Here is a 24,931-nt window from a genome sequence, read left to right as displayed (position 1 = left end):
TTTAGCTCCCTGCCGGTACAGGAATGACGTCGCCAGAGATCTGGATGCCCACACTGGAGGTGACCACCGCGTTCTGAGCGAAGGCGAAGGAGAAACCGGACATGTAGCCCTGGAAGATCAACCAGGAGCGGGTGGCCGGGAGATCGAACTCAGATTCGCCGTTGCTATCGACGAAGGAGGCGGGATCGGTACCGGTACCATCAGACCAGCCAATGGCCCAGGACAGCGTAACGCCAGCCCGCTTGAGTTCATGGAGGCGAACGTGCACCGAATCGCTGAGATCGGTGTTGATCGCAAAGGTGGCCGTGCCCGGAGAGGCCAGACCGGCTACATAGGTCCGAGCCAACTCATTCAGGCAGGTGGTTTCGATTTGATCGACCGGCGTATCGATGCCGTCGATCGAGGTGATACAACCGACGTTCAGCACCTCATCGGTGTCCGGATCGATCACATAGAGCTCAGTGCCCTGTGTTTTCACAGACATAGGTTCTCTCCATCACGGGAATGCCGCGTCTCACGACGAGGCGGTTTGGAACGTCTCACGACGGCCAATAAAAAGGCCCGCCGAAGCGGGCCATCCAGACAAGTGCACCACACCCCCACGTCTCACGACGGTAAGGCGCAGCGGCTTTAACGGTTCAAAATCCAGTCCACATCGAAACTGGCTCGGTACAGCTTGGTGTCCAGGTCCCGCTGTTCCGGGCGATAGCTGGCCACCTGGGCCTGGGTTTCGATGGCGTATTCAATAGCGTCCGCCACCTCGCGTGAGGCGGTCGCCGTATTGGCGTACACGTCGATCTGAATGGAGTGGGACTCGGCATCAGGCCGATCACCCAGGTAATTCTCCGGCAGGCCGGTCACCCGCTGCCAGACGGCATAGGGCAGCACCGGCGGCTCCGGCACTTCCCCGAACGGATAAAGCCGACAATCGACACCGGAGCCAAGCAACGCCGTAACTCCGGAGTCCGTTGAGCAGAGCTGGAAGATCGGCACGAACATCATTGGTTCTGCTCCGCCAATTTGGTCAGCTCGATGTCCAGGTTCCGCGCGAACACATCAATGGCCTCGTTCATGTTGTCCGCCAACGCAGGCCGCAGGAACGGTTGCGCCCGCGCTTCGGCGGTACCCAACTCGACCAGATGCCAATGCGGGGTATTGCCCTTGGCCCCTTCGTCCGGGTTCCCTTTCGGGATCTTCCCGCGCCGCGACAGCACGCCGACGCTGATCTTCAACTCGCCGGTACGACGGAAATGCCGGCTTCGGAATCGGCGCCCGATGTTTTGGCTGATTTTACGTCCGGTATCCGGATCATCCACGCGCCGCGCATTCTGACGCGCCGCCTTTGCAATCACATTCACCGCTTTACCCAAGGCCCGCCGCCCTGGTTTCTTGCTCACCTGCAGAGGGATATTGGTCAGCTTCCGGGAGAGCTCTTCTATCCCGGTAATGCTGAATTCAACGTTGTCCGCCATGTCACTCTCCGGCGGTCAGACCGTCGCTGCAGGTGAGGCGCCATTCGCGCCGCGCTGTCGCATCGGTTTCCGCGCTCTCGATATTGAACACCCGGCCATCCCATAAGGCGCGCCAGGTGCACAGCTCACGGTGGCCCACAGGGAACCAACGCAGATTGATTCGCGCCGTGGTCTCGATCTGTTGCGCCTGCGCCGCCACCAGCTCACGGCCAGGACCGGTCAACACTTCAGCCGGCACCCGGTCACGGTCGTTGAACGTAACGGTCTCCCACCCCAACACGGATCCACCAGTGACCGGATCCCGCGTACGCACGGGCCGCTGCAGCGTGATGACATGGATCAGGCGATAGGCCAGCATCAGATTCCCAACCGGCACCGGTACGGCATGAGTTTGGTTTCCGCCACCTTGCGCAGTTGCTCCGCGTCCGTGGGGCTGGCCTGGTAGTTCGCCTGGAGCAGGATGTAAATACCCATGCGGACGCTATCCGGCAGCACCAAAGGCTCGCTAGCCGGCTCACTGGACGCCTCTTCACAGGGGTAGACCTCTCCAAAGCTGTCCCGATCCATGAACTGCAACGCTTCGTCTTCCGCCGCATCGAGCAGTTGCTGCAGCTTGACGTCGTCCGCGTCATGGATGACATCCAGGAACGCTTTGGCGTCCGCCAGATCGATCACGCTCATGCCGTTCTCCGAAACGCGTAGGAGTGGATCCCATCGCGACCGAGTATCGACTCCATGGTGTTGTGCTCGCGGCACTCGAATCCCAGGCGCTGGAACCAACGAATCAGACCATCATGCTCCCAGTACCAGAGGTGCTCCGAGGGCTTGTAATGCCGCGATTGGAGACAGTCCTGCGCGTTCGCGTATATGGGCATGGACACGAACACCCAGTGCCGCGCGGACGCCACCAGGGCGGCAGGGTCCACGATGTGTTCCAGACTGTCCCAGCAGGTCACCGCGTCCACACCGTGATAAGGATTGCGGTACCGATCACCTGCTTTAAGCCAAGCGATGGCTTCAGGGTTGACGTCAAAACCTTGCCCTTCCACTTCCTCAACGAATCGGCCACCGCCAATACCAACGTCCACGACCTCACCGGCCCAATGTCGCCGCACCAGATCTACACGAGCAGCAGTCAACTGCGCCCCCATGGCACTGGCGTCACGTTCCCGGTATTCGCTCCAGTAGCTGCCGTCATAGTTCATCGGCGCCGCCGGGTGATGGCCCATACCGTATTCCGGCCACCAAATCAGGGTAGCCTCTCCAAAGTTCGGCGTTGGATTCATGGATGCTCTCAGCTATAAGCCTTGGTCGTCCGCCCACGCGCGGAAGCGATCCAGATGGCCGGTAATGGTTTTGTTGCAACGGTGTTTGTGGTGGCGGCAACGGCACAGCCGATCCGGCACCGCGAACGTCACCGAATGCTCTCCTGGTGGCGTAATCAGTTCCGGCGCGTTGTAACCGCCGTTGCCACCCAGCACGATCCAGGCCGGCTTCAGGGCGGCCAACGCCGCCGGCACCAACCACCCCACGCCCCCGACAACCGCGCGCGCTCCCTGAACGAGAGCGAACAATTGCTCTACCGGCAACTCACCGGCGTGGAAAGCATCGTCATGCTCAGGCAACGGCTCCAGGGCCCACTCTTGGCCCGGTGCCAGATCCGCGACGGACACCACCGTCACCCCGCGCTGCCGCAGCTCCGCCGCCGCTTCGGCCACATATTCCGGCCTGGGATTGCGGGACTCCGCCGCCCACTCTTTACGGACCGTGACCGGGCGAACGACGACGTAATCGCCCGGGACTGGAGATGGACCGAGGTCCGGCAGATCCAAACCGGAACCCCTGACACCAAAGCACTGCCGCATGCCGGGCAGGATGCCCTGGGTTCCGTACCGCACGTTGATCGTTCTACCTGCACGCGGCGCTCGCGCCCAGTGGCGATGCCGCACCAGATTCTTCGATTGCGTCCGCAGATGGGTTTCCGGCTTCAGAAACCGAACGTTCGGCAAATCGCGATACAGCTCCGGCCACGGGGTATCCAGATACACCTGGCCAGGCAGCGCCTTCACGAAGGCACGCTGGTAAATGTTGTCGCCCAGGCCGCGCATACCGCGAACGATAGTCACTGGTGCGTCCAGAACGACCTCCAAAGCCTGCCGAGGAAAGCACGTCAGAGCCGTGGCCCGGCTGGCGTTGATGATAGTCAGCCCCGGGAAAGCCTCCCGCACCTGTTGAAAATGGCGAGGCCAGTCGGGGAGCTTCCCGGCGTTACCCAACCCCTTGGGGTGATCTCCATGCCAATGGGTACGCCCACCGGTCTTTTGGCAGTCGTAGCCCAGCAGGATCACCCTTTGCGCCCCGTGCCATGCCGCCAGGGCGATGGCACCGGCACCGGAATTGCCGAAGTGCCGCGAGGGCGCCTTCGGGATGTCATAGCAGCGGTCCACCGCCGCATGGCGGTCACCGCGAAACCCTCGGGCCACTTCCGCCCGGTGGACTTTCCACCAGGCGCGGTCCATGGCGTAGAGCAGATCCGCCCAGGGGGCTAATCGGAAACTGGTGTTGACGACGATGACGCCGCGCCCTGGCGCCGCTTGCCGCCACGCTTTGACCGCTCGGCAGTCCGCTTCGGTGAGACTGGGGCCGCTGGCGATGCAGACGACTTCCTGCCAACGGCCGGCGGAGGGTCCGCCGGAAGGATCCGCACCAGATTCACCCGCACCAGATCCCGGGCGGTTTGCGGTGAAACCGGAAATTCATCACCTGTCCGACGCGGCCCACCATGGTCAAAGCTGCGTAAGGCCTGCACTTGAACCATCGGTTGTCCTTAAAAAAAGGGGCCCGAAGGCCCCGGCGGTCAGGAAGCGTCCGTTAGCGGACCTTTCACGAAGGCCTCAGGACGGTACACGGTCAGCGCAAGGCGCTCTTCCGCGAGGATGGTGACCATGTTCTTGATGAAGTTGTCACGGTCTTCGGTGGACACCGTCACGGTGGCGTCTTCACGATCCCAAGCCTGGGCACCCATCCGGAACGCACCGGTCAGGAAGTCGTTCTGATCCATGGATTGAGTCGCCACCACGGGCAGCCCCCACAGCACCGGGCCGGCCAGGCCAGTGGGGTTGGCCAGCAGGTAGCGGTTCTGGGTGTCCTTGGTGAGCTCGATGGTGGCCCAGTCGATGGGGTTAAGCACCAGACCGTCGGCGGTGTACTCCGCCAGTTGCACCTGCAGCATGGCGATGCGCAGGCGGTCGATGATGGTCTCATCCTGAACCACAACACCCGGGTTGGCGTAGTCGCTGGCCTGGGTGTACAGGCCATTGATGTTCAGGCCAACACCAGAGCCCTTCAGGAGCTGCAACTCTTCCTTGAGTTTCAGCCCGTAGCGCAACCGCCCATCGATATGCGCGGCCAGCATGGAAGCGTCGCTGAGTACCTGCTTGGAGGCGTGCACCCAGTGCGCGATGGTGGCCACCTTCGCGGAGTCCAGCTCAAAGTTCAGGCCGGATTCCGGCTTGCCGGCGGACGGGTTCTCGCTCACCACATCCGCGTTGTTGGTAAAGCCGGTCTCACGGACGTATTCCACGCTGTTGGACTGAGTGCGGCCCCAGCTCAGCAGATCGCGGATGGTCAGCCGGCGCTCCGGCGGGGTGAGGATGCCGGCCACGCGTTGTGGCTCGATCAAATCACCGGCGGAATCCGGCGCCGAGGTGATGGCGGCCTGCACCGGTACTGAGAAACTGCCTTTGCCCATGGCCAGTTTGTTGGCGTTGGAGGCGAAGTCCTCGTGTTCGATGACCTTGGCGCCCAAGGATTGCACGGCCGCTTTGCCACCATCACCGCCTTTGCCGGATGCGAGCAGCTGCTCCAGAGTGGACAGGCGACCGGTGAGCTCGGTTTGCGACAGCAGCAGCTTATCGACCTCGGCCTTGGTCTCCTCGCTCATCTTCTGATGAGTCTGGATGTCCTTTTGCGCCTGCTCGGCATGGGCCTTCAGATCATCGCCGACCTTTTTCAGGTTGGCGGAAACGTCCCTGTATTGCGCCTCCAGATCCTCAGCACCGATCTTACCCAGTTGACCGTGCGCACCACGATAGGACGAAGGGCTGCGCTCCACCAGCAGTGCCGCGCAGACGACAACCAGCGCGGCGCCCGCCACACTGGGAACGGAAATGCCCATGGCCAGCGGCAATGCCGAGGCCATAGCGATGATGGCCAACAGGAATGTTGGCGACAGCTTGAACTTCATGATCAATTCCTCAGGGATTGAAGGAGAGAGTCGGGAGTGGTTCCAGGTCAAACTCGACAGCGTCCAGCGTGTCGTCATTGGTAGCGCGCGGCGTACCAGCGCCAGCAGCGGATTGCGTGCTGGACTTGAAATCAGCGAGCAGCTTGCGGCGCTGGCTGCGCGGCATGCCGCTCTTGGCGAGGGCCACATCCAGCTCACGGGCCGCCGCCAGATACTGCGCGGCGGGCGCCCCGTCCTGGATCTCATCGGAGGCCAACAGGCTGTCGGCGAAGCCACGCTCCACCGCCGCACTGCCTCCGATCCAAGTTTCGGCGTCCATCTGACGTTGCACATCAGCCAGCTCCACGCCGGTGCGAGCGACATAGACGTCCGCCATGGCCGCGTCCAGCGGCTCCAGGAATTCGGCGATGTCACGCAAGTCATGGCGGTTGCCGATCGCGATGGTCCAGGCGTTGTGGATCATGAAGAACCCGGCCCGGGCAATCTGGATCTCATCGGCGGCCATGGCGATGATCGAGGCGGCGGATGCGGCCAATCCCATCACCTTGACCGTGACGTGGCCTGCGTGCTCTTTCAGCAGGCTGTAGATCGCCACCCCTTCGAACAGATCACCACCGGGTGAGTTGATGTTGACGACCACGTCGTTGCCGGCGCCGATATTGCGCAGCGCCGCATTGATGCGGGCGGCGGTGACGCCACCACCAGTCCAGAAGTCCTCGCCAATGACTTCGAAAATGCCGATCTCGTTGTCATCGGTGGACGCCGCCGCGCGAATGCCGGGGTTCCACATATCCAGCGCTTTGGCCGGCAGGTCGAACTGGAGATTGGCGCCGGAGCGCAGCACTGGGCGAGTCAGTTGGATCGTCATGCGGCATCCTCTTTGTCGGCTTGGTTCAGCCAGGCGGCCAAGGCGGCACGTGCCGCGTCGCCGTCGCTTTGCTGGCCGATGGTATCGAGCGGGGTCATCGCGCTTTGCACGGTGAGCACGTCCGCGTTGCCGCCCTTGGCGGCCAGGTTCTCTTTCGCCCGCACTTCATCGCGGGTCATGATTCCGTTGTTGACCATCACGGAGTAGAAGGCCGAGCGGCCGGCGCTATCCGCGCGCAGCAGCCCCTCAATGGCAAACTCCGCGTAGTAGCGGTTCTGATCCGCCGGTGACAGCAGCCGCTTGTTGATGGCCTGTTCGATCCGGGTCAGATAGGGGCGCAACGTGAACGTCAGGTAGCGGAGCATCTTCTGCTCCAGACCGGTGCCCCAGTTGCTGTCCTTACCGCCGTGGCCCACCATGCTCGGGTCCACCAGGAACCAGCGGCAGACTTCCTCGACAGAGAAGGCCCGGGATTCCAGCAACTGAGCGTCCTTCGGCGGAATGCCGATGGTCTTGGCATCCATGCCTGCTTCCAGTAGTGCCGATTTGCCAGCATTGACTGAGCCGGTGATCTTCTCGAAGTTTTCCCGGAATTCCTCACGCTGCTCCTTCTTCACAACGCGATCCAAGGTAAAGGCGACCGTCGGCGCCAGCCCTTTCTCGAAGGTGCTGTTCGCGGCGTTGGAGGCGGCCAGGGCCGAACCGAACACCGAGGCGCCGTAGGCGATCACCGAGAGGCCCCATTTCCCATCCAGGGAGAACCCTGGAATGTGGAACAGCTTGCTCTCCGGGATCTCCCGCTGGAGTCCATTCTCTTCCGTGTACCGAAACCGCAGCTCGCCATTGACGTTCTTGGACGCTCCCAACCGGTTCGGCGCCAGGAACTTCAGCCCGACCAGCCGGTTGCCGATCATCTGCATTTCAGAAAACCCATTGCCGCGCAGCAGCAACGCGGCGGACTTCGACTCCCAGTACGTGGTCGCCGTGGAATCCGCGTTCGGGCTCGAATGCAGTATCCGGTAGAGCGGGTGCCCCGCAGCGACCCGCCGGCCATTGGCGGTGCGTTCGTACAGCTGCAGCGGCAAGGAACCAATAGATTCAGAGATCAGGCGAGAACACGCCCAGGCGGCGGACAGCCCCAGCACGGTCTTTTCGTTCACCAACTGGCCGGCGGTGTTCTTGCCCATGGCCCAGGCTTCCCAGAACGCCTCATCCGTCAGGTTCACGCCCATCAGTTTGAGCACGGCAGCGCGGAAGCGACCGAGCTTCTTCGGTGTGGTGCTCATGCGATAATCGGGTCCTGCAGGAAGTCGTCCAGATCTTCATCCTCGTCCGGCTCATGCGCCGCGATGAAGGCCATCAGCGCCGCCACGGCGCCGTCGATCTTGTTGTCTCGGTTTTCCTTGACGGGCCGCAGCATCTTCCCGTCCTCAGTTTCCTTCGCCACGACGTTGCCGAACATCCAGGTCAGGCAGGGGTTGCCGTCGTGGTGGATGCGGCCGGCCTTCAGCAGACGTTCAAACTCCCGCATGGGAGCGGAGAAGTTGGTGTAGGTCTGGCCGACCTTCACCGCCTCGATGCCACGGTGCTGCTGTAGCCGCTGCGCCAGGTGCGCGGCACCGCACGGATCGTAGAAGCACTGCTCGATCTGGACCTGTTCGGCGGATTCCAGGATGTGATCCTCCACCTCCTGGTAATCGATGGTTCCGCCGTCGCACTCCACCAGGTGGCCGCCCTGCACCCACTCGTCGTAGTGGTCGTGTTCCTTGACCTTCTCCTCGGTGGCGTAATACCGACCCAGGAAGTAGTAATGCGCCTGACCGTCCACATACCGGCGGAAGCACAGCACCGAGGCTGTCAAGTCGTCGGTTTCCGACAGGTCGATGCCGAGTTTCGCGTCTTCGCCTTCGAACTCGGACAGGGTCAGAGCCGGATCCGCCTGGCGGTTCCAGTCCAGCATGTTGAGCCAGGCGTTTTTGCCGGTGACCCAGACGTTGAAATGCTTGGTCAGGACGATGCTGCGCTTGCGCGGGCTTTGCTCCGCGTCCCGGACCCGGGCCAGAAGGAACTCGCGGCTGACCGAGACACCCAGGTTCGGGTTGGCCTTGATCAGCCCTTCTTCGGTGCGCCATTCGTTCTCCGGGTCATCAACCGTGTAGATGACACCGAACAGTTCCTCGTTCTCGATGCTGCCCTGCAGCACCGCCTCCAATTCCTTCTGCAGCGCGTAGCAGGGTCCGGCGGTGTTGGTACCGGCGGTGGTGATGGCCAGCAGCAACGGCTGTTCCCGCGCACCCATGCCGGTCAGCATGGTGTCGTAGAGCGTGTCGTCCGGGTGTTCGTGCACCTCGTCCAGAATGGCGCAGCTCGGCGACGCACCGTCACCGGGCTTACCGATCACCGGCTCAAACCGGCTCCCATCCGGCCAGCGTTTACTGCCATCCGGCAGCGGCTTGGTGCCGACGTTGTCGCACTCCATGCGCTTCGCGTGAGAGGTCACACCGTACTTGCGACGGAAGGACGGCTGCTTTTCCGCCATCTTCTTCGCCGGGCGAAACACCTCCCAGGCCTGCTTCTCACTGGTGGCGCCACAGTAGACCTCGGCTCCGAACTCACCGTCTTCGGTGAGGAGATACAGACCTATCACCGCCGCCTTGATCGACTTGCCGTTCTTGCGGGGCTCACAATCGTAGACCCGGCGGTACTTCCGCAGGCCGGTATCGACATGCACCCAGCCGAAGATGTTGGCCAGACCGAACTTCTGCCAGGGCTCGAAGCGGATCCGGTTCGCTTTGCCGCTGGCGCGAGCCCATTGCCCCTTCACATGCGGGAAGCACTCGCCAAAGTTGATCGGACGGCAGGCCTTTGCCTCATCGAACCGGTAGGGGAACCCTGGCGTGTCCTGGCGATCCAGATCCCGGAGGAACCGCTCAACCGCCAGTCGCTCCCATTTACAGGCCGGGCGCTCTCCGGACAGCACGGCATCGCAGTACGCGTGCACGTCCGCGATGTGGTCGTCTGTTCGTGTGAGCGTCACAGGTTGTCAAAATCGTCATCATCAAACAGGGAGCCCTGACGGTCGTTGAACCGCAGCTCCGTGGCCGGAGAGAGACCCAACTGAGCCACCAGGGAATTCCACTTGCGCCAATCGTCGTTCAGCTGAGCGACCTCGGGGCGGCTCTTGTGCTGAATCCCATGTCGGCCGCTGGTGACATAGGTCCAGTCCTTCTCATCCAGCGCCTTGCGCGTCTCATCCATGCGCACCTTCACCACGCAGTACTCCGCGATGAAGTCCACGTAGTGAGGGCGGAGTCGGTTCAGACGGCTGAGCTCCGGCGCCACCCGATCCCACACCCGTTTCTCGGCGCGGGTCAGATAACGTGGCCGCAGTTCGGCGGCGCGGTCCTTGTGCAGTTGGACGTTTTCAACGGATGCAGCTTGCCCGCGCTCAAACGCTGGGTGCTTCGCAATCGCCGATTCCTTGTAACGTCCAACCATAACGTCTCGTCATCACCACCCCGTGGTGAAACTCCTTTCAATTCCTCACGCAAAAAAAAAGCACTGGGGGCGGGGTGTCCTCGGGGAATCGCTCAAACTTTCGATCCACCCCTCGCCTCCAGGGCCTCCCTATGGGTTTTCGCATCGCTGCAATCCCGGCAGAGGGTTTGCAGGTTGGATGGGTGATCCTTGCCACCGGCAGACAGCGCCACGATGTGGTCACAGATACCAGCACGGGATCCATGCTCGGTGACGATGGTCAGAACGCCTTGGCGCAGACACTCCTGGCAGAGATAGCCATCGCGTTCAAAGATTTGCTTGCGCAACCGCCGCCATGGCCGGCCACCACGACCAGACTTGACGTGCAGTGGCTTTTCCCAAACGTTTCGTTCGGGGCAGTCACCGGCATGCACCGTGCGACACTTGCCGCACCAGCGGCCAGGCCGGGCCGGCATGGTTACAGCGGCCGCCCCGCCAGATCCACGGCAGGCACCGGATCATCGAGCCCGTCATCATCCTGCACCAGGGCGTTCAGCAGAGCCTGGTTCATCTGCATCAGATGGTTGACCAGTTGATCGTTGCGGGCCATCTGCTGATCCAGACGTTGGAGCAGCTGCTCCACCAACGATTCCACGCGCTCGCTCATACGCAATCCTCGACCATTTCTTCAGCCATGCCCGGCGCCGCTGACAGCCCTCACAGGCCATCAGTCGCACCAACAGCACGGTGCCAACGGATCAGCGTATTGAGCTGATCCCGTGTCGCGGTACATACCGCGTTGTTCTGAGTGATCACCGGCAGCATCTCAGCTAGCGTGCCGGGCTCTACGCGCTCAGGCTCACTCGGCGCCACCAGCAGGCTTTCCGGCGGCTTTGCTGGCGCGGGGCATACCATTGCTGGCGTTGTAGAGGCGCACCCATTCAGCATCAGCAACGCACTCAGACTCAGGCTTAGCCACATACCGGATGACGTCACGGGTGATGACACGGGTCTCTACCTCGCGTTGCTGTTCCTGATGGGCATGCTCGCTCTCCACTTCCCGGGACCGAGCATCGCGTTCATCGGAGTTCTTGATCGCCTCGCCTTGCGCACGGACCTGCTCCTCGGCGCCAACCCTCTTGTCCTGTTCGCACTGCTCGCCTTTCTGGGATCGACCGAGCTCCCAGCCCAGTCCAAACACCGCACCCAAAATACCAACGATTACCAACGCACGAATCAGCCAGGAGCTCACGGATAGGCCTGCCAAGAAAGCTGGAAGTGGGCACCATCACGCAAGGTACGCCAATGACCGCCCCACTCAACGTCCACACCGAGTTCCTGAGCGGCTGCCTGGAAAGCTGTATTGATCTGTTCGTAATACCGCCATTCCCACGTGCCGTGACCATTGGTGTAGGCCATGACATCGACCGCATGGCCGGTGAAGTGCCGGCTGTTCAGCGTCTGGCTCTTACCCGCTGCTACCAATGCCCGCTGCCGTTCCTGGGAACGCAGCCCCTCGGTGACACCGAAGTCCACCGTGGTCAATTCCAACGCCCTCCTCGCAACAGCCACCAAATCAGCATGAACACCTTGCAGGTTGCGTTCAGATCGGGCGCTGAACGTGAACATCAGCCGCCCGTCCGGCGCTTCGCGAACATGATGGCCCACTCGCTCGCCGCCTTGGTGCCGACGAAGCCCAGCGAACCACCGATGAAGTTGCCCATGCTCACCGGCGCCCCCATCGCTTCCAGACCGTAACTCACGGTCACCGCGATGAACCCGCAGGTAATGCCTTCCAGGGCCATTGCCAACCAGTTAATCGGACGCACGTCTTCGCCCTCACTGTTGCGTTGGTAGTGTCGGTAGATGAAACCCAGCATGGCGCCCAGCGATCCCATGGCCATGGCCCACGCGTGGCGAGCCAGGTCTCCACCGGCTTGCATTACTTGCGCCCAAAGCCCTGGATCGTCCTGCATAGCGCCCCACCCGTTCAGAAACAAAAACGGCCCGCCGAAGCGAGCCGTGAAAATAAAAAGCCCGCTCGAAGCGGGCCTGGGGAGATGACCGGACGTGCCGAACGGGCACAAAAAAACCCACTCAATTTCCATCGGGCGGGTTTTGTCCAGCTTGGGAAAAAGTACCCTCAAAATGATGCGGTCGTCAACACCTATCTACCCAGCCTCAGCAGAAAAATCGAAGTGGCGAACCAGATGCCGCAGACAATCCTCCTCCCAACCCAGCATCATCAGACGCATTTCATGAGCTCGCGGTGCCCAAGTTCTGATAAACCGACTCTGCTCAATCCCAGACACCCGCGCCTGCTCGCGCTGGCTTAGATCGCCGCGCCCTGTCCCGTTACAGCGCTGGCAACGATGCGCTTTCTTGCGCGAAACAGACTGCTCACCCAATGCCGTATAGCGCACGGAATACTCACCATCGCCCTTGCAATCAACACATCGTCGGGGCCACAGCAACTCAAACACCAGCATCTCAGCGATGCCGTAGCAATACACTGTCTTCCAGCCCTTGCGCTCGAACAGCGCCGAGCCCGCTGCTGCCAAGCGCGTCACCAGTTCCCGAGCCACATCATGGTGCCGGGCATAGATCACCAAGCCCACCAGCTCAGCACCGCGATGCAACCGCCCCATACCGAGCGCACCGGCCACCAGGGACTCAAAGGGCACCGTGTCACCGTGGCCACTCCCCGGCATCGCATAGCTCTGCCCGCGAACGTTCAACCGGCCCATCATTCGAATCGGATGCATGATTCTCCCCTTACCACATCACCGTTGTTACCCGTGGAACAAAACCGCTAGACACCTGAAATTTAGGTGTCGGTTTAGGTGTCTAGCCGCAACTCTTTGATTTACCTACCCTTTAAACACTTTCTAGACACCTAGACGCCTAGACACATAAATATGGGTACGCATACGCACCTGTGCGCCCGCGCTTGCGCACGAGGCCCGGTTTTATCCGTCTAGGCGTCTAGCCCATTCATTCCGTGGCTTGCAGATGTCGGACAAACGTCGGCGCAGGTGTCTAGGTGTCGGATGACCATCACGATTCCGCCCTGTCACTGATCCATTCACCCAACGCTTCCTCCCGAAACGCCCTTGCCTGCTCACCTAGCAGGTCCACGTAGTCCGGCATATCTCGTCGCTTATAGACTTCCGGGGGCACCCACAGGCGCACGGTCTTGCGTTGACTCGCCGGCTTGGGCAATGCCACATCTCGACGCTCCGCCTTCATGACCCGCTTCAGATCCGCCGCCAGATCGCGCTGCCGGCGCTTGTATTCGTTGTTACGCTCGCACCAGCGCACGAACACCGCCCACAGGTCCGAAGACGCCGCCGCGCCATAGGGAAGTCCAAGCTCGCCTTCCATCCACTGCTTGTGGAAGAACAGCGCGGTGCTCATGCCCATCTCCACCAGCGTGTCCTTTTCCTCATTCAACGGTGGCTTGGTCCAGGTCCCGAAATCACCCAGCTCCAGATGCAGCAGGTAATGGAAAAAACACCCGGGCCCTTCATCGTTGATCTCCGAAAACAGCGCCTGGAAATAGGCCCCGTCCGGCACGTTGTCCGCGTAGAGCACCATGTAACGGCGATCGCCCTGGTCCAGCAGCAGCGGCACGGTTTCGTTGGAGAGAAACACGATATTCAGATGGTTGGACTCCACCCGCTCCGGGGCGTGCTTCTCGTTGATCCGCACGGTCTTACCCGTGACCAGGTGCTTGAGCTGGCCCTTGTAGTGGCTCTTTTCCGCGCGGCTGACCACTTCTTCCGCCAACGCGAAACACTTGCCGGCCTGCCACCCAGTGAACTGGCTTTCCAACTGCGACTGGCCGATGGTGGTGGCCGCGTCACCGTAGATCGGCATCACCACGTTTTCCCAGACGGCGCTCTTGCCCGGCCCTTCAGGCCCGAACATGACCACGCTACTGTCCATCTTCGCTCCGGGCCTTTGCAGCGGGTAAGCGATCCACCGCATGAGCCAGTCATACATTTCCTGCCGATGACCACACAGCCGCCAGAAGTGCTCCAAAATGCGCTGGCATCCGGTCTCCCCTTTCGGGTTCGGTTCGATGGCAAAACCTTTCCATAGGTTCACCCACTCTGGCCCCAGATCCTGCCCGGGCTCGAACTTGAGACCGTAAACGATCTTGCGGCTCGGGCTCTCTTCCCAGGCTTTGAACAGTTCCCGCCCGACGGCGTGACGCAAGTGCGACAAGCGCATGTAAATCTGGTTGCGGGCGTCCCACACCATGTCCGAGCCGTAGACCAGCAGGCAGTGCTCTACCAGTGCTGTTTTGGTCCAGCGGGTACCACCGCCCCCCACGCCCCCGCGCGCGTGACCGCGCTTTTCTGGAGTGGGCGTGGGAGAGGCTTCATCATTGGCCGCCTTCAGCCCTTGCTCAAGCTGTCGTTGTGCTTCCTCGCGGCCATGCTTCGCCGCCAGGTCATTCCAATCGCCATACATCAGGCCGCCTCCCCAGGAAACCTTGGCATCAGGATCGCCCCACCGAAGCGGGACTGGCATTTCTGCGCGGCGGTCAAGCCCGCCGGCTTACCGGTCTTTTCATCCGGCGGATCGTTATCCGCCAACCAAATCGGTGTCACCCCCTCCCGACCGGGGAGCAGGGATTCAGCAACACTGACCATGTTGCCCTTATCGAAACACACAACCACCGGCCACCCGGTCCCCACTTCGAAGCAGGTCGCGGCGGTCGCATAGCCTTCAGCGAATCCCACCAGCTGGGCGCCATCCAGATCGCCCAGCACATGGAAAGAACCCTTTTTCCGGGCGTACTTCGGGAACAGCTTGGTGCCTTGATGGTTGATCGTTTGAATGGCCCAGATCCGGCCTTCCACGTCCCGCATGGGCACCGCCACGGCACCCGGGCCAAATTTGAGAAAGGAGAGATGATCCGGCCGAGGCTTGGGCAGGTCTGCGAAGAAGCGCTTCACGTCAGCGCCAGTGAGGATGCGCACGGTTTCCGTCTGGTCATCGATCACCAGCAACAACGAGCGGGAGAAAAACCGGATACCATGGGCGCCGACGCCCTTCTTGCCGAGATACGGTGAGCTACCCAAACCCCGGGTATGTTCGTTCCAAATGGTGGTGCAGGCTTCAGAGACAGCCACTTGTAGACGATTTCGCTTGGCCTCATCCGCCTCAATCTCTGCCTGTCTCTGCCGCCGACGCTCTTCCTGTTCCGCTCGAAGACGCTTCAGATCCGCCGGTGACAGCGCTTCACGACCAGGTGGCTGCCAACCGCCTTCCTTCGCCATCTTGACCAGGGTACCGATGGTGTAATGGCCCGGCTTGGCACTGCGCCAGGTGCTGGCACAGGCGCCCTTGTCGTAGCTTCGGCCGCCCTGGCTCCAACTATCGAATGGCGTTTGCCCGGCGTCACCGAACTCGGTCTTGAGCGCACCCGCCACCGAGAACCACTCATCACGGTCCAGATCCGGGCTGATAAAGCGGAGCAGGTCTTCAGCGTCGGAGAGAGACACGGACTCATACATATGATGCCCCGCCCCAGTTGGCTATGCCCAAAATGCTGCTAAACTGATCACGTTTCGACCAAAAAAACATCACGCCGAGGAGTGAACAGCATGCACCACCCGCACGACATACCGATCCCACATGATGGCGGCCGCACCCAAGTACCGCCCAAAGCTCCGCCGCCTGAACCGCCTGACAGGAAACCCAACAATGGATCAAGAAAAGGCACATGAAATCGAGTTTCGAGTTCGCTGGGGCCGCCGTTACAACGAACGCTATGCCCGGATATTTCGGAGGCTGCACGGCGCGCTTTACGCCATCCAATTGGCTGGTGCCTTCGCGGGCATCGCCGCCTTCTTTAAAAAGTCCCCCGATCTCGCCAGCTCCGCCGGCTTGATCATTGCTGTCGCTATCATTATGGACATTGTTCTGAAACCGGCGGAGAAGGCCGCCATTGCAAGCAGCATTAGAGGCAATTACCTGCATCTGTTTCGAGAACGCAAGAAGCTGACCCCGGATGAAATCGAAAGCGAGATCAGTAGGCTTCAGGAGAAAGGAGAGCTCGCGGACATCGAATGTCTGCGAAATCTGGTCCACAACGAGGTCCTCCTGGAGATGGGATACGGAAAAAAGCAATTCTCTGATTACAGAGCAAAAGTCAGCGTGCTCGGGAAGCTCGCCAAAATCGTTGCCTGATCTCAGCAAATGGGTGGCACTCCCCCGCCTGTAACAGCCCTGTTTCGACCAAAAAACAGACACCAAGGCGGCGGGGGAACACCATAAAACCTGCTCAACTCCGGCCATTCACCGCCCCTCCCAACATCCACAACATAAGAAAAGGGGCCACGATCCAATAAACTATCCGTGGGATCTTATGGCATACGGCCTCTTTACCCGGCCTGTATAGCCGCTCACCAGCCAGCAACAGCGCCCGGGTGGACTCACCCAGCAGAAACCATAGGACCACGCAGAGAATCGTCAGCCATAGCATCATGAATCCCCCGATGTCATGGGTTGAAGCTCACCGCCGACACTCATCTGGCCAGCCACGTCACTGATCATTGCTTGGCCTGGGCGACCGACAGTCGATATGTCAGCCCAACTGACATCCAGGTGGTGCACCTGAACACCAGTTTCCTGATAGATCTCTGAAAGCACCGCTTCCAGTTTTTTCAGCACCCCCCGAGACGAATCAACGCGGATGGTGAGTTCCGTGTTGGATTGGTCTGGCGGCCGTGTTGGATTGCGATGCGGCGGCCGACTGCCATTGCCAGACATGTACTGCGCCGGCGGCTCAGGGGGCGCCGCTTTGGGGGGCATGTGGCCCCGCCCCTGCCATTTCCGCCGGTCTCGAAGCCCAGAAAACGCCCAGAAAACCCTGGCAAGAACCGCAGCGCTATAAACAAAGAGCACAATAGCGCAGATATCCCCTACAACTTCCGCCGGGCTGAAAACAGACCCTGCCATCAAAAGCGGGGTGATAATCAAAGTACCAGGAAAGACCCACTTTGGAGGCTCAAGAAAGTTCATCTTTTATCTCCCACTCTGACCAATAGGCGACGGCAGCCCGTCACCCCCACCACTGCGCAGGTGGCGCGATTCCCGGTATGCTGGATGTGCGATCAAACAGCACCGAGGATTCCGCAATGACGAAAATGACGATCAAGTGCCCGGAGTGCGGCGGCATAGAGTTCGAATACCCCGACGAAATGGAGGACAACTCCATCATCACCTGCACGGGTTGCGGTGAGTCTCGAACCAAGGCTGCCCTCGTCGAGCATGCCAACCAGCAGGCGAAAGAGCTCCTCAGTCGGACATTCGGGGACCGCTTCAAGCCGAAGTAGCAGATCAACCATTTCATCAATCAGGGCAAGATCGAGGCTTATCCGCACCGATGCTGTCTTGCCTGACCCATTTCGCTCACTCATGAGTACTCTCCCCTACTCGTCCTGCCAAAGCTGATCGACGCTCTGCAGGTGTTCAGTCCAGCGGCGGTGGCCGTGCAACAGCACTTCCACGTCCTTCGGGTTGAAGCACCGCATTTCATCCGGCACCACCTTGAACCCCGCTTCCGCCACGATCCGCATGGCGCGCTCGAAGTGGCCCTCGCTGATGTGGCGGGACACCGTCGCCTCGGAGATCTCCAGGGCATCCGCAAGGGGTCGCTGGCCCATGGACGTAATCGCCCGCAAGGTGGCTGCGACGTACTTGCGTGCCCTTTCAGCGGGGCTCGGGGAAGATGGGTTCATGTCAGGCAGCGGCGTCTCTAGAACTTGGACGGCATAGCTCCAGAATCTCTGATGCCGAATGCTCGACGGCGTCCAACCGCGCTAACTTCTGGGCATAGTCGGTCTCGCCTGAATACTCGGTTCGGGGCAAAGATCCAGCCTCCAGCCACTTGTAAATGGCCCTTGGACTGATACCCAGCAACCTGGAGACGCTAGCAACACCACCAGCGTCGTCGATCACAGATTTGAGTGAAGGCATGTCTAACGTCCCAATATGTACTTTCGGTACATGCTACATCGGTACTGAAAGTACAATCAAGAGTAAAGATAATGAACCGATGGTTCATATAGACGATCTACGACAAGACTTCTCAAGACGGCTCCGCAAGGCAACCGCCGCTGCTGGCTGGTCTGAGCGGGGCCTCGGCGCGCAACTGGCAAGGATTGCAGAGGCGACACCGAAAGCTGCCAGCAAATGGCTGAACGGTGAAGCCATTCCAAGACAGGAAAAAATGGAGGTCCTGGCAGCAGCTCTTCAAGTACGCGCAGAATGGCTACAGTTCGGTAAAGGCTCAATGTATCCCGGATCGACAATGGAGATCCGCGAGGCGGCCACCGAATATGGTGTAGGAAACGTGATCCCTGCACCAGAACCCTCCGAGTCACGAATGGCGCCAGTTATAAGCAGCGTACAAGCAGGAAGCTGGACAGAGGCCGTGGACCTATACGCGCCCGGATACGCTGAAAAATGGGAACCAGTGCCACCAAACACCTGTCCATATGCTTTCTGGCTTGTCGTCAAAGGTGATTCCATGACCGCTCCTTCCGGCCTCAGCATACCGGATGGATTCCTGATCCTGGTCGAACCGAGCGTTCCAGCTCATAATGGCAGCCTTGTCGTCGCGAAACTAACTGACGAGAACGAAGCAACGTTCAAAAAATTGGTGCTTGATGGGCCCAATAAATACTTGAAACCACTCAACCCGGATTACAAAACAATCCATATAAATGGTAACTGCCGAATTGTTGGGACTGTGACGACAGCAAAGATGAAACTTGCCTAGTTTTTTCTCACTGGGGGATGCTCTATATGGCACTTATAAAATGCAAAGAATGCGGGAATGAAATAAGCCCTTCCGCAAAGTCCTGCCCGCACTGCGGTGCCCCCAAAGAAGTGGCGCGCGGCAAAGTTGGGGTGGCAAAAATCATCGTCATAATTTTCGGCGCCTTTTTCATTTACGGCATCATTGCGAATGGAATACAGGATCATAAACGCACCACAGCGCAAGCCGGAAACCAACCACATATCGCAGAGAAGAAACACTGGGCCTTCAGGGTCACCACAAATCCGATCGATGATACCAATCTACCAATAATGATAGTAAACCCGATTAAAGGCAGGAACTATCGCGGCACTTATGACCTTGTTGCCAGATGCAAATCCAACAAGACCGAACTGTATGTGAAATGGCATGACTATCTTGGCGATGACTCCAGCAGTATTTATCAGGAATGGAAACGCGTGACAGTTCGAGTAGGTGAAGCAAAGGCCAGAAAGGAAACGTGGGACATTTCAACAGATAAAACTTCAACATTTTCCAGGAAAGCAATCCCCCTACTCAGAGAAATTGCAGCCGCCGATAAACTGCTACTGCAAACCACGCCATATAATGCTGACCCCGTCATGGCTGTCTTCGATACAAGGGGGCTCGAAGAGCCTATCTCGAAAATAGCCAAAGAATGTAACTGGAAGCTCTAAACCAACCGCCCTCTCCACTTTTCGTGACCATATAGTCACAACATTGCCCAAAATATGTACTTTTGGTTCTTGACTGAATGTACTTTTGGTACATATTCTGTACCGAAAGGACATAGCAGTGAGGCAACCATGGCCACAATCTACATCCACCCCACCCAGGCATCGGCGGATCAGATCCGCGCGATTCAGCGCCACACCGGCATGATCGCCGTGCTGCCGCAGCGCGGCGCCGCGTACCTCACGCGCAAGGCCGCCTGGCCGACCCGCAAGCCCGCCAGCCCAGTGGAAGACCAACTGAGCCCCTGGATGGGCCCGGGAGCGGCGTGATGAACCCGACCACGGCCCTGCTCCACAACGCTCAGCGTGCCTTCCAGCGAGCCCGCCCTCAGCGGGACATCCGTGAGGCCTACCGAGAATCTGGACGCCTGCTGACGCGTTACACCCAGCGCCTGCCGGACACCCAGGATGGTCTCCGGGCACGACAGCGCCTCAATGAACTGGCCGACGGGTATTTGCGCCGTTGCCGCCGCGCTCAAGCGGAGGATCAACAATGATTTTCCCTAATCCAGATCCGGCCACCATCACAGGCCGCGCCCAGCACGTGATCAACACACTCTGCCGAATAGAGCAGGTCCTACCGCTCGGCGAATGCAACGGGCGCTGGCAGAAATCATTCGCGGACGCCCTCGCCTTGCAGGGTACCGCCATCGAGGACTACACCCTCGGTGAACTGCTCGACCTGGCAGAGCACCACCACCAGCGCTGGTTGGAGAGCGAGAACAACTTGCAGATGGAGAAGATTCATTGGTGTGACACCGGCAGCATGGAGTACACGCAATGAATCTGATCAGCCGTCTCATCGTGCGCACCCTGTTCCGGTTCTCTGGCCGCCTGCCCTGCCGCCTGATCCCGCTGCCGTCCGGGCCCTATTTGGAACGGTATTACCTGGGCCACCGCTTCGGCCGCCACTGGTATCTGCACCGGTTCGTCCGGAATGACTCAGAGCGGCACCTGCACGATCACCCATGGCAGTCCGCCGTGGCCATTGTCCTGGCCGGTTACTACCGCGAAGAACGCGCCGTTCAGATCCGGCGGCTCTGGCTCATGGGTGGCGACCGGGTTGTCAGCTGGTGGAATCGGATCCCCCGCACCGACGTGCACCGCATCGTCCAGATTCGGCAGGAGACCTGGACACTGTTCGGCCATGGCCCCTGGAAGTTCGAGTGGGGGTTTTATGACACGGAACCCGGACGCTGGCCGATCAAGGCGGTCATCCAGTATCGCCAGTTCAAACCGGCCCCCGACGATCCCGACGGCGACCAGTGGTGGCTGACAGCCCCTCCTGGCCGCTACGCCGACCGCGAACCTCTGAGGATCTGACCATGAAGCGCCAGCGCACGTATCGAATGTCCGTTGCTGCCCGCCGGTTGGGCCTGACCAAAGCCCTGCTTCGCACGCAGCTACGCCACCTCGGCGCGATCACCGAAGACAAGCGCGCCAACCCGCTCTGGGTGCGCCAGGGCTGGCTGCATGAAGAGCAGTTCCAGTACCAGCACCCTGCCGTCGGCTGGCGCTGGTGCACCCGAATCGAAATCACCGAATCCGGCATGACCGAGCTGTTCAGCCGGATCCATAACAAAGCCGCGTAGGGAGCGATATGGCATGGATAACTCAAGACCCATGGCACCTGATCAACGGCAGCTACCGGGTGTCCGTCGCGTATGTACAGGGATCGCCCCGGTTCGCCGCGTGGCCACCGAAACCACCGTTCAGCAGGGAAGCACCATGGCAGGAGCAAGTGCACAACGCCCTGCTCTACACCGACGACATCGAGGAGGCAAAGCGGTGCTGCGTCCGTCACGCCGCTATGACCGCGTTCTGCAGCTACCTCTGCCGTCTGAGCAGCCGCCGGGCAACGACCGCCCGCTGCTCTGGCTGATGGCCGCCGCCGGGCTGGCACTGCTCATCACGCTCACCGCAATCCATTTCACCACCACCCAACCGAAAGGGGAGACCACCATGTCACCACAAACCAAGTTCGACCCGAATGAGTTCCTGAACGAACTCGACGCTGGCGCGTTCATGTCGAAGGTCGCTCACGCCTTGTGCGAAGTGGCCGCCGGGACCGTCGATAACGGCGACAAAGGCAAGAAGGGCTCCGTCGCCCTGACGTTCACCGTGCAACGGGTCGGCGAATCCAACCAAGTCAGCATCGACCACAAGCTGGCGTACAAACGCCCCACCCGGCGCGGGCACTCCACCGAGGAAGACACCACCGCCACGCTGATGCACGTCAGCCGCGGCGGGCGTATGTCCATCGCCCCAGAAACTCAGATGGACATGCTCAAGGAAGGCCAGAACCACTTCTGAGCCCACCCCCGGCAACCCGAAGCCGCAACCCCACTGGCAACCTAGAGGCCACCATGGAAAAGGAAACTATCGTCCACATCGCTGACGACGCCGCGATCCAGACCATCAATAAGCAGCTGATCGACCTGGACCGGTGTGTCATGGCGGTGCCCGAGTCCGCCAAGATCGTGGACCTGGAACCCTACTTCGATCTCCGTCGCCGGTTCCGAGGCACCTTCAAAACGGAATCGATCACCGCGTTCGCAAACTACTGCCACGACAACGTCCGGGAGGACGTGGCCGCCGGCTGTTATGTAGACAGTGAGCGGATGCAGGCGCAGGCCGTCATGGACCTGGGCAACCCGCACGTCGCCCACCACGGCGACCACTCCGCCGTGCTCAGCCTGAAAAAGACGGCCGCCTACAGCGCTCTGCTGGCACTCAACGAGTCCACGCTCAGCCAGAAAGCCCTGGCGGAGTGGATGGAAGACTGGCTGCCTCATCTCGCCGCACGCCGGGATCTGGAAACCACTCTGCCGATCACTCAGGCCATCGCCAATATCCGCCATGTCACGATCAAGGCCACCAGCCAACGGGACAGCGTAGAGAGCAATTACAGCTCCACGCGCTCAGGACTGGAACAGATCGACGCGGATAGCGAACAACGCCCCCTGCCCGCCTTCCTCGAGTTCACCTGCATCCCTTACCACGAGCTGGAGGAGCGCACCTTTATGGTCCGCGTTGGCCTGCTCACAGGTAACGACAACCCGGCCTTCCGCCTGCGCATCATCCAGCTCGAACAGCAGCAGGAGGATATGGCCGACGAGTTCGCCGGGATCCTGAAAGGCGCCATCGACGGTTCTGTGCCGGTCACCATCGGCACCCTGAACCTCAAGTAACCACCACCGCCCGGCCCCAGGCCGGGCAACTGTCTTGCAGAAGGGGAGTCAACCCATGAACACCGCACAGAGCTTCACAGCAACCGACCTGGTGATCGGCATGGCCATCGAAGGCGGTTTTTTCTCTGGCATCATCCAACTGCCCACCGGCCTGCATGGCCTGGTGATGTCACCCGCCGCTGGTGATCTCGACGACAGCCCATGGGGCGAATCAGGCCAACTGATTGAAGGAGCCACCAGCTGTTTCGACGGCATGGCCAACACTCAGGCCATGGCCGAGTCCGGCAGTGATCTGGCCCAGCGAATCCTGGCGCTGGAAATCAACGGCTATGCCGATTGGTACCTGGGCGCTCGCGACGAACTGGAGCTGATGTACCGGAACCTGAAACCAACGGCACGCCCGAATTTTGTTTCGTTCCGTGATGGCGACAACGCGAGCAGCGTGCCCGCTGGCTACCCATACACCAAGGAAGAGCCCGCCCAAACCAACGTGGCGGCGCTCCGCGAGGGCTCGCCCGATGCGTTGCGAGCTGCGGTTTACTGGGCCAGTACGCAGTCCTCCGCCTACCACGCCTGGCTCCAGGACTTTGCCGTTGGCGGCCAGGCATACGGCCACAAGTTCCGCGCGTTCCGCGCTCGCGCCGTCCGCAGATTCCTTATCAATTGATCCATTCAACCCTTTAACAGGGCGCGAAGCGCCCTTCGCGCCAATTTTTTGGGAGATCGATATGAACACCGCCAATCAGAATGACGCCCTGATCCGCGTTCCGCACGCCGGCGCAGAAGTGTTGCTGCCCCCGGCCACCATCATCAGCAACTGGCTGGCCACCCTGCCCGGCCATGCCAATGACGCACCGGCAGGAATACCGCCCATCGGTAGTGAATGGCCAGAGCAAGGCGGGATCTATGCCGGCCTCATGCGCGGCTCCGACGGCCACCCTGACTATCACCTGATCGTCGCCACTGGCCCCGACGCAGAGATCGAGGAGATCAAGTGGGGCGAGGCTGGTGAGCAGGTACCAGGCGCTGACAGCGAATGGGATGGGTTGGCCAACACCAACGCCCTGTGCGCTTCCGAGAATGACCCTGCCGCCGCCGTTTGGGCAGCCGGCACCCGGCGCAATGGATTCAGAGACTGGTACCTGGCCGCCCGCCGCGAGTACGCGCTGTGCTACGCCACGGTCCCGGAGCTGTTCCAAAAGAGCGGCTACTACTGGTCCAGCACGCAGTACTCCGCCTACTACGCCTGGGGCCAGGACTTTGCCTATGGCTACCAGGACGACGACCACAAGGACCTCGCGTTCCGCGCTCGCGCCGTCCGCAGATTCATTAGCACTTCAACCCTTTAACCATTAACAGCGCGCGCAGCGCGCTTCGCGAGTTTTTTCAGCATGGCCTTGCACAGTGAACTTCCCATCTACCGCCTGAGCTATGAGCTGCTGTCGGTGGCCACCGAGGTAACCCGGAATATACCCCGGGATTACAAGCGCCTGTTCGGTGAGAAGGTCCGCGATGAGTGCGTGGAGATATTGGTCCTGATCTTCAGGGCCAATACCGCCCGCAACAAGGTACCCCACATCGAGGACCTGCTCGAACGCCTGCAGGTGGTGGAGCTGCTGCTCCGGCTCTGCCGGGATAAGCGGTTCATCAGCACCAAGCAATACGCCGCCGCTGTCGAGATCACCGACAAGGTCGGGCGACAGGCGACGGGATGGAAGCGTCACAGTGCCGCAGCGTCGCCTGCTGTATGACCGTCAAGGCGGCCATACCCGTGCGATTTTTGAATCTGGTCGTTCCGCTGGCCACCGGCCACCGCCACGCGCACCAGGGAAACCGCCGGGCCAAGCCCGGCAGGTCTCGCGCAGTTACCCCACTGATCGGCCCGCGCCTTCGGTGGGGCGACGTAGATAGAACGACTCGGCGCAGTACTCCGCCAACAACGCCTGGAACCAGGACTTTGCCAATGGCAACCAGAACAACGACCACAAGAACAACGCGTTCCGCGCTCGCGCCGTCCGCAGATCTGAAACCTGCGCAAGGCCCTGCTGATTTTTCTTTCGAGGAGCTGGCGCAGGCGTACTTCGACTGCCGGCGCGCCAAGCGCGCTAGCCGCTCCGCCCTCGCG

Annotated in this window: 36 protein-coding genes; 14 read left to right on the top strand and 22 right to left on the bottom strand. The window is 60.7% G+C overall.

Features of this window, described 5'->3' with window-relative positions; genetic code table 11:
* Window position 1 precedes the first annotated feature (1 nt).
* The 20 genes from A6D6_RS13635 to A6D6_RS13535 form a co-directional block, all read right to left on the bottom strand.
* Window positions 2-484 carry a phage tail tube protein gene (locus A6D6_RS13635; RefSeq protein ID WP_159661037.1) on the bottom strand — a complete coding sequence of 161 codons (483 nt, stop codon included), beginning with the start codon at window positions 482-484 and terminating at the stop codon, window positions 2-4.
* 146 nt (window positions 485-630) lie between these two features.
* On the bottom strand, window positions 631-1,002 hold the full coding sequence (locus A6D6_RS13630; protein ID WP_201303791.1) for a DUF3168 domain-containing protein: 372 nt from the start codon (window positions 1,000-1,002) through the stop codon (window positions 631-633).
* Window positions 999-1,472: an HK97-gp10 family putative phage morphogenesis protein gene (locus A6D6_RS13625; RefSeq protein WP_159661036.1), complete on the bottom strand. Its 474-nt coding sequence runs from the start codon at window positions 1,470-1,472 to the stop codon at window positions 999-1,001. Before A6D6_RS13625 ends, A6D6_RS13630 begins: the two co-directional genes overlap by 4 nt.
* Window position 1,473: 1 nt before the next feature.
* Window positions 1,474-1,830 (bottom strand): head-tail adaptor protein, encoded by a 357-nt coding sequence (locus tag A6D6_RS13620; RefSeq protein ID WP_159661035.1) that lies wholly within the window; start codon window positions 1,828-1,830, stop codon window positions 1,474-1,476.
* Window positions 1,830-2,153: a head-tail connector protein gene (locus A6D6_RS13615; protein WP_159661034.1), complete on the bottom strand. Its 324-nt coding sequence runs from the start codon at window positions 2,151-2,153 to the stop codon at window positions 1,830-1,832. The genes A6D6_RS13620 and A6D6_RS13615 overlap by 1 nt, the downstream gene beginning before the upstream one ends.
* Entirely contained in the window at window positions 2,150-2,758 is a 609-nt protein-coding gene (locus A6D6_RS13610; protein WP_201303790.1) for a class I SAM-dependent methyltransferase, read from the bottom strand. Before A6D6_RS13610 ends, A6D6_RS13615 begins: the two co-directional genes overlap by 4 nt.
* 12 nt (window positions 2,759-2,770) lie before the next feature.
* Complete coding sequence (locus tag A6D6_RS13605) at window positions 2,771-3,991, bottom strand: hypothetical protein (RefSeq protein WP_201303789.1); 1,221 nt, start codon at window positions 3,989-3,991, stop codon at window positions 2,771-2,773.
* A 338-nt stretch (window positions 3,992-4,329) separates the two neighbouring features.
* Window positions 4,330-5,718 carry a phage major capsid protein gene (locus tag A6D6_RS13595; RefSeq protein WP_201303788.1) on the bottom strand — a complete coding sequence of 463 codons (1,389 nt, stop codon included), beginning with the start codon at window positions 5,716-5,718 and terminating at the stop codon, window positions 4,330-4,332.
* Between the two features lie 10 nt (window positions 5,719-5,728).
* The gene (locus A6D6_RS13590; RefSeq protein WP_159661033.1) at window positions 5,729-6,586 is read right to left on the bottom strand and encodes a head maturation protease, ClpP-related; all 858 of its coding nucleotides are present in this window, start codon (window positions 6,584-6,586) and stop codon (window positions 5,729-5,731) included.
* Window positions 6,583-7,872: a phage portal protein gene (locus A6D6_RS13585; protein ID WP_159661032.1), complete on the bottom strand. Its 1,290-nt coding sequence runs from the start codon at window positions 7,870-7,872 to the stop codon at window positions 6,583-6,585. Before A6D6_RS13585 ends, A6D6_RS13590 begins: the two co-directional genes overlap by 4 nt.
* A complete protein-coding gene (locus A6D6_RS13580) occupies window positions 7,869-9,623 on the bottom strand; it encodes a terminase large subunit (protein ID WP_159661031.1) in 1,755 nt (584 codons plus the stop codon). Before A6D6_RS13580 ends, A6D6_RS13585 begins: the two co-directional genes overlap by 4 nt.
* Complete coding sequence (locus A6D6_RS13575; RefSeq protein ID WP_159661030.1) at window positions 9,620-10,084, bottom strand: P27 family phage terminase small subunit; 465 nt, start codon at window positions 10,082-10,084, stop codon at window positions 9,620-9,622. Before A6D6_RS13575 ends, A6D6_RS13580 begins: the two co-directional genes overlap by 4 nt.
* A 92-nt stretch (window positions 10,085-10,176) precedes the next feature.
* Window positions 10,177-10,539, bottom strand: a complete 363-nt coding sequence (locus A6D6_RS22170; protein WP_159661029.1) for an HNH endonuclease — start codon at window positions 10,537-10,539, stop codon at window positions 10,177-10,179.
* A 2-nt stretch (window positions 10,540-10,541) separates the two neighbouring features.
* The gene (locus A6D6_RS13565) at window positions 10,542-10,730 is read right to left on the bottom strand and encodes a hypothetical protein (RefSeq protein ID WP_159661028.1); all 189 of its coding nucleotides are present in this window, start codon (window positions 10,728-10,730) and stop codon (window positions 10,542-10,544) included.
* A 192-nt stretch (window positions 10,731-10,922) separates the two neighbouring features.
* Window positions 10,923-11,315 carry a hypothetical protein gene (locus A6D6_RS13560; RefSeq protein WP_159661027.1) on the bottom strand — a complete coding sequence of 131 codons (393 nt, stop codon included), beginning with the start codon at window positions 11,313-11,315 and terminating at the stop codon, window positions 10,923-10,925.
* Window positions 11,312-11,692, bottom strand: coding sequence for a M15 family metallopeptidase (locus tag A6D6_RS13555; protein ID WP_159661026.1), 381 nt, complete (start codon window positions 11,690-11,692; stop codon window positions 11,312-11,314). The genes A6D6_RS13560 and A6D6_RS13555 overlap by 4 nt, the downstream gene beginning before the upstream one ends.
* The gene (locus tag A6D6_RS13550) at window positions 11,692-12,039 is read right to left on the bottom strand and encodes a phage holin family protein (RefSeq protein WP_159661025.1); all 348 of its coding nucleotides are present in this window, start codon (window positions 12,037-12,039) and stop codon (window positions 11,692-11,694) included. The genes A6D6_RS13555 and A6D6_RS13550 overlap by 1 nt, the downstream gene beginning before the upstream one ends.
* A 195-nt stretch (window positions 12,040-12,234) precedes the next feature.
* The gene (locus A6D6_RS13545; RefSeq protein WP_159661024.1) at window positions 12,235-12,828 is read right to left on the bottom strand and encodes a hypothetical protein; all 594 of its coding nucleotides are present in this window, start codon (window positions 12,826-12,828) and stop codon (window positions 12,235-12,237) included.
* A gap of 292 nt (window positions 12,829-13,120) precedes the next feature.
* Complete coding sequence (locus tag A6D6_RS13540) at window positions 13,121-14,542, bottom strand: DUF5906 domain-containing protein (RefSeq protein ID WP_159661023.1); 1,422 nt, start codon at window positions 14,540-14,542, stop codon at window positions 13,121-13,123.
* Window positions 14,542-15,591 carry a PriCT-2 domain-containing protein gene (locus A6D6_RS13535; protein ID WP_159661022.1) on the bottom strand — a complete coding sequence of 350 codons (1,050 nt, stop codon included), beginning with the start codon at window positions 15,589-15,591 and terminating at the stop codon, window positions 14,542-14,544. The genes A6D6_RS13540 and A6D6_RS13535 overlap by 1 nt, the downstream gene beginning before the upstream one ends.
* Before the next feature lie 190 nt (window positions 15,592-15,781).
* Here A6D6_RS13535 and A6D6_RS13530 point away from each other — a divergent pair, with 190 nt between their 5' ends.
* A complete protein-coding gene (locus A6D6_RS13530; RefSeq protein WP_159661021.1) occupies window positions 15,782-16,267 on the top strand; it encodes a hypothetical protein in 486 nt (161 codons plus the stop codon).
* A gap of 294 nt (window positions 16,268-16,561) precedes the next feature.
* Here A6D6_RS13530 and A6D6_RS13525 read toward each other — a convergent pair whose 3' ends face one another.
* Window positions 16,562-17,101 (bottom strand): hypothetical protein, encoded by a 540-nt coding sequence (locus A6D6_RS13525; protein WP_159661020.1) that lies wholly within the window; start codon window positions 17,099-17,101, stop codon window positions 16,562-16,564.
* Window positions 17,102-17,178: 77 nt separating this feature from the next.
* On the opposite strand from A6D6_RS13525, the gene A6D6_RS22215 reads away from it, so the two are divergent.
* On the top strand, window positions 17,179-17,415 hold the full coding sequence (locus A6D6_RS22215) for an ECs_2282 family putative zinc-binding protein (RefSeq protein ID WP_439647238.1): 237 nt from the start codon (window positions 17,179-17,181) through the stop codon (window positions 17,413-17,415).
* 96 nt (window positions 17,416-17,511) lie between these two features.
* On the opposite strand, the gene A6D6_RS13515 is transcribed toward A6D6_RS22215, so the two are convergent.
* Window positions 17,512-17,745, bottom strand: a complete 234-nt coding sequence (locus tag A6D6_RS13515; protein WP_159661018.1) for a transcriptional regulator — start codon at window positions 17,743-17,745, stop codon at window positions 17,512-17,514.
* Between the two features lie 311 nt (window positions 17,746-18,056).
* On the opposite strand from A6D6_RS13515, the gene A6D6_RS13510 reads away from it, so the two are divergent.
* From A6D6_RS13510 to A6D6_RS13455, 12 genes are all read left to right on the top strand, one after another.
* The gene (locus tag A6D6_RS13510; RefSeq protein WP_159661017.1) at window positions 18,057-18,863 is read left to right on the top strand and encodes a LexA family protein; all 807 of its coding nucleotides are present in this window, start codon (window positions 18,057-18,059) and stop codon (window positions 18,861-18,863) included.
* A gap of 26 nt (window positions 18,864-18,889) precedes the next feature.
* Complete coding sequence (locus A6D6_RS13505) at window positions 18,890-19,558, top strand: type VI secretion system-associated protein TagO (protein ID WP_159661016.1); 669 nt, start codon at window positions 18,890-18,892, stop codon at window positions 19,556-19,558.
* 129 nt (window positions 19,559-19,687) lie between these two features.
* Entirely contained in the window at window positions 19,688-19,885 is a 198-nt protein-coding gene (locus A6D6_RS13500) for a hypothetical protein (RefSeq protein ID WP_159661015.1), read from the top strand.
* The gene (locus A6D6_RS13495) at window positions 19,885-20,112 is read left to right on the top strand and encodes a hypothetical protein (protein WP_159661014.1); all 228 of its coding nucleotides are present in this window, start codon (window positions 19,885-19,887) and stop codon (window positions 20,110-20,112) included. Before A6D6_RS13500 ends, A6D6_RS13495 begins: the two co-directional genes overlap by 1 nt.
* Window positions 20,109-20,399, top strand: a complete 291-nt coding sequence (locus tag A6D6_RS13490; protein ID WP_159661013.1) for a hypothetical protein — start codon at window positions 20,109-20,111, stop codon at window positions 20,397-20,399. Before A6D6_RS13495 ends, A6D6_RS13490 begins: the two co-directional genes overlap by 4 nt.
* Complete coding sequence (locus A6D6_RS13485) at window positions 20,396-20,938, top strand: hypothetical protein (RefSeq protein WP_159661012.1); 543 nt, start codon at window positions 20,396-20,398, stop codon at window positions 20,936-20,938. The genes A6D6_RS13490 and A6D6_RS13485 overlap by 4 nt, the downstream gene beginning before the upstream one ends.
* Before the next feature lie 2 nt (window positions 20,939-20,940).
* Window positions 20,941-21,207, top strand: a complete 267-nt coding sequence (locus A6D6_RS13480; RefSeq protein WP_159661011.1) for a hypothetical protein — start codon at window positions 20,941-20,943, stop codon at window positions 21,205-21,207.
* 196 nt (window positions 21,208-21,403) lie between these two features.
* Window positions 21,404-21,928, top strand: coding sequence for a YfdP family phage-associated protein (locus A6D6_RS13475; RefSeq protein WP_201303786.1), 525 nt, complete (start codon window positions 21,404-21,406; stop codon window positions 21,926-21,928).
* Window positions 21,929-21,981: 53 nt separating this feature from the next.
* A complete protein-coding gene (locus A6D6_RS13470) occupies window positions 21,982-22,806 on the top strand; it encodes a DUF2303 family protein (protein WP_159661010.1) in 825 nt (274 codons plus the stop codon).
* 55 nt (window positions 22,807-22,861) lie between these two features.
* Window positions 22,862-23,473: a DUF1566 domain-containing protein gene (locus A6D6_RS13465; protein ID WP_159661009.1), complete on the top strand. Its 612-nt coding sequence runs from the start codon at window positions 22,862-22,864 to the stop codon at window positions 23,471-23,473.
* Window positions 23,474-23,534: 61 nt separating this feature from the next.
* The gene (locus A6D6_RS13460) at window positions 23,535-24,155 is read left to right on the top strand and encodes an Lcl C-terminal domain-containing protein (RefSeq protein WP_159661008.1); all 621 of its coding nucleotides are present in this window, start codon (window positions 23,535-23,537) and stop codon (window positions 24,153-24,155) included.
* Window positions 24,156-24,197: 42 nt separating this feature from the next.
* Window positions 24,198-24,557 carry a four helix bundle protein gene (locus tag A6D6_RS13455; RefSeq protein WP_159661007.1) on the top strand — a complete coding sequence of 120 codons (360 nt, stop codon included), beginning with the start codon at window positions 24,198-24,200 and terminating at the stop codon, window positions 24,555-24,557.
* Window positions 24,558-24,931: the final 374 nt, after the last annotated feature.

Origin of the sequence: Alcanivorax xiamenensis (assembly GCF_009846745.1) — a bacterium.
GTDB classification, from domain to species: domain Bacteria; phylum Pseudomonadota; class Gammaproteobacteria; order Pseudomonadales; family Alcanivoracaceae; genus Alloalcanivorax; species Alloalcanivorax xiamenensis.
This window is presented reverse-complemented; position numbering and strand designations above follow the sequence as displayed.

What these genes read in the sequence shown, in the direction of transcription:
- A6D6_RS13590 (WP_159661033.1), bottom strand. Translation starts at nt 6,586, where the DNA reads ATGACGATCCAACTGACTCGCCCAGTGCTGCGCTCCGGCGCCAATCTC.
- A6D6_RS13490 (WP_159661013.1), top strand. Translation starts at nt 20,109, where the DNA reads ATGATTTTCCCTAATCCAGATCCGGCCACCATCACAGGCCGCGCCCAG.
- A6D6_RS13620 (WP_159661035.1), bottom strand. Translation starts at nt 1,830, where the DNA reads ATGCTGGCCTATCGCCTGATCCATGTCATCACGCTGCAGCGGCCCGTG.
- A6D6_RS13565 (WP_159661028.1), bottom strand. Translation starts at nt 10,730, where the DNA reads ATGAGCGAGCGCGTGGAATCGTTGGTGGAGCAGCTGCTCCAACGTCTG.
- A6D6_RS22215 (WP_439647238.1), top strand. Translation starts at nt 17,179, where the DNA reads ATGCTGGATGTGCGATCAAACAGCACCGAGGATTCCGCAATGACGAAA.
- A6D6_RS13550 (WP_159661025.1), bottom strand. Translation starts at nt 12,039, where the DNA reads ATGCAGGACGATCCAGGGCTTTGGGCGCAAGTAATGCAAGCCGGTGGA.
- A6D6_RS13630 (WP_201303791.1), bottom strand. Translation starts at nt 1,002, where the DNA reads ATGATGTTCGTGCCGATCTTCCAGCTCTGCTCAACGGACTCCGGAGTT.
- A6D6_RS13525 (WP_159661020.1), bottom strand. Translation starts at nt 17,101, where the DNA reads ATGAACTTTCTTGAGCCTCCAAAGTGGGTCTTTCCTGGTACTTTGATT.
- A6D6_RS13470 (WP_159661010.1), top strand. Translation starts at nt 21,982, where the DNA reads ATGGAAAAGGAAACTATCGTCCACATCGCTGACGACGCCGCGATCCAG.
- A6D6_RS13615 (WP_159661034.1), bottom strand. Translation starts at nt 2,153, where the DNA reads ATGAGCGTGATCGATCTGGCGGACGCCAAAGCGTTCCTGGATGTCATC.
- A6D6_RS13505 (WP_159661016.1), top strand. Translation starts at nt 18,890, where the DNA reads ATGGCACTTATAAAATGCAAAGAATGCGGGAATGAAATAAGCCCTTCC.
- A6D6_RS13495 (WP_159661014.1), top strand. Translation starts at nt 19,885, where the DNA reads ATGAACCCGACCACGGCCCTGCTCCACAACGCTCAGCGTGCCTTCCAG.
- A6D6_RS13545 (WP_159661024.1), bottom strand. Translation starts at nt 12,828, where the DNA reads ATGCATCCGATTCGAATGATGGGCCGGTTGAACGTTCGCGGGCAGAGC.
- A6D6_RS13480 (WP_159661011.1), top strand. Translation starts at nt 20,941, where the DNA reads ATGAAGCGCCAGCGCACGTATCGAATGTCCGTTGCTGCCCGCCGGTTG.
- A6D6_RS13510 (WP_159661017.1), top strand. Translation starts at nt 18,057, where the DNA reads ATGTCTAACGTCCCAATATGTACTTTCGGTACATGCTACATCGGTACT.
- A6D6_RS13540 (WP_159661023.1), bottom strand. Translation starts at nt 14,542, where the DNA reads ATGTATGGCGATTGGAATGACCTGGCGGCGAAGCATGGCCGCGAGGAA.
- A6D6_RS22170 (WP_159661029.1), bottom strand. Translation starts at nt 10,539, where the DNA reads ATGCCGGCCCGGCCTGGCCGCTGGTGCGGCAAGTGTCGCACGGTGCAT.
- A6D6_RS13625 (WP_159661036.1), bottom strand. Translation starts at nt 1,472, where the DNA reads ATGGCGGACAACGTTGAATTCAGCATTACCGGGATAGAAGAGCTCTCC.
- A6D6_RS13455 (WP_159661007.1), top strand. Translation starts at nt 24,198, where the DNA reads ATGGCCTTGCACAGTGAACTTCCCATCTACCGCCTGAGCTATGAGCTG.
- A6D6_RS13460 (WP_159661008.1), top strand. Translation starts at nt 23,535, where the DNA reads ATGAACACCGCCAATCAGAATGACGCCCTGATCCGCGTTCCGCACGCC.
- A6D6_RS13575 (WP_159661030.1), bottom strand. Translation starts at nt 10,084, where the DNA reads ATGGTTGGACGTTACAAGGAATCGGCGATTGCGAAGCACCCAGCGTTT.
- A6D6_RS13555 (WP_159661026.1), bottom strand. Translation starts at nt 11,692, where the DNA reads ATGTTCACGTTCAGCGCCCGATCTGAACGCAACCTGCAAGGTGTTCAT.
- A6D6_RS13500 (WP_159661015.1), top strand. Translation starts at nt 19,688, where the DNA reads ATGGCCACAATCTACATCCACCCCACCCAGGCATCGGCGGATCAGATC.
- A6D6_RS13595 (WP_201303788.1), bottom strand. Translation starts at nt 5,718, where the DNA reads ATGAAGTTCAAGCTGTCGCCAACATTCCTGTTGGCCATCATCGCTATG.
- A6D6_RS13530 (WP_159661021.1), top strand. Translation starts at nt 15,782, where the DNA reads ATGGATCAAGAAAAGGCACATGAAATCGAGTTTCGAGTTCGCTGGGGC.
- A6D6_RS13515 (WP_159661018.1), bottom strand. Translation starts at nt 17,745, where the DNA reads ATGGGCCAGCGACCCCTTGCGGATGCCCTGGAGATCTCCGAGGCGACG.
- A6D6_RS13535 (WP_159661022.1), bottom strand. Translation starts at nt 15,591, where the DNA reads ATGTATGAGTCCGTGTCTCTCTCCGACGCTGAAGACCTGCTCCGCTTT.
- A6D6_RS13585 (WP_159661032.1), bottom strand. Translation starts at nt 7,872, where the DNA reads ATGAGCACCACACCGAAGAAGCTCGGTCGCTTCCGCGCTGCCGTGCTC.
- A6D6_RS13635 (WP_159661037.1), bottom strand. Translation starts at nt 484, where the DNA reads ATGTCTGTGAAAACACAGGGCACTGAGCTCTATGTGATCGATCCGGAC.
- A6D6_RS13605 (WP_201303789.1), bottom strand. Translation starts at nt 3,991, where the DNA reads ATGGACCGCGCCTGGTGGAAAGTCCACCGGGCGGAAGTGGCCCGAGGG.
- A6D6_RS13485 (WP_159661012.1), top strand. Translation starts at nt 20,396, where the DNA reads ATGAATCTGATCAGCCGTCTCATCGTGCGCACCCTGTTCCGGTTCTCT.
- A6D6_RS13465 (WP_159661009.1), top strand. Translation starts at nt 22,862, where the DNA reads ATGAACACCGCACAGAGCTTCACAGCAACCGACCTGGTGATCGGCATG.
- A6D6_RS13610 (WP_201303790.1), bottom strand. Translation starts at nt 2,758, where the DNA reads ATGAATCCAACGCCGAACTTTGGAGAGGCTACCCTGATTTGGTGGCCG.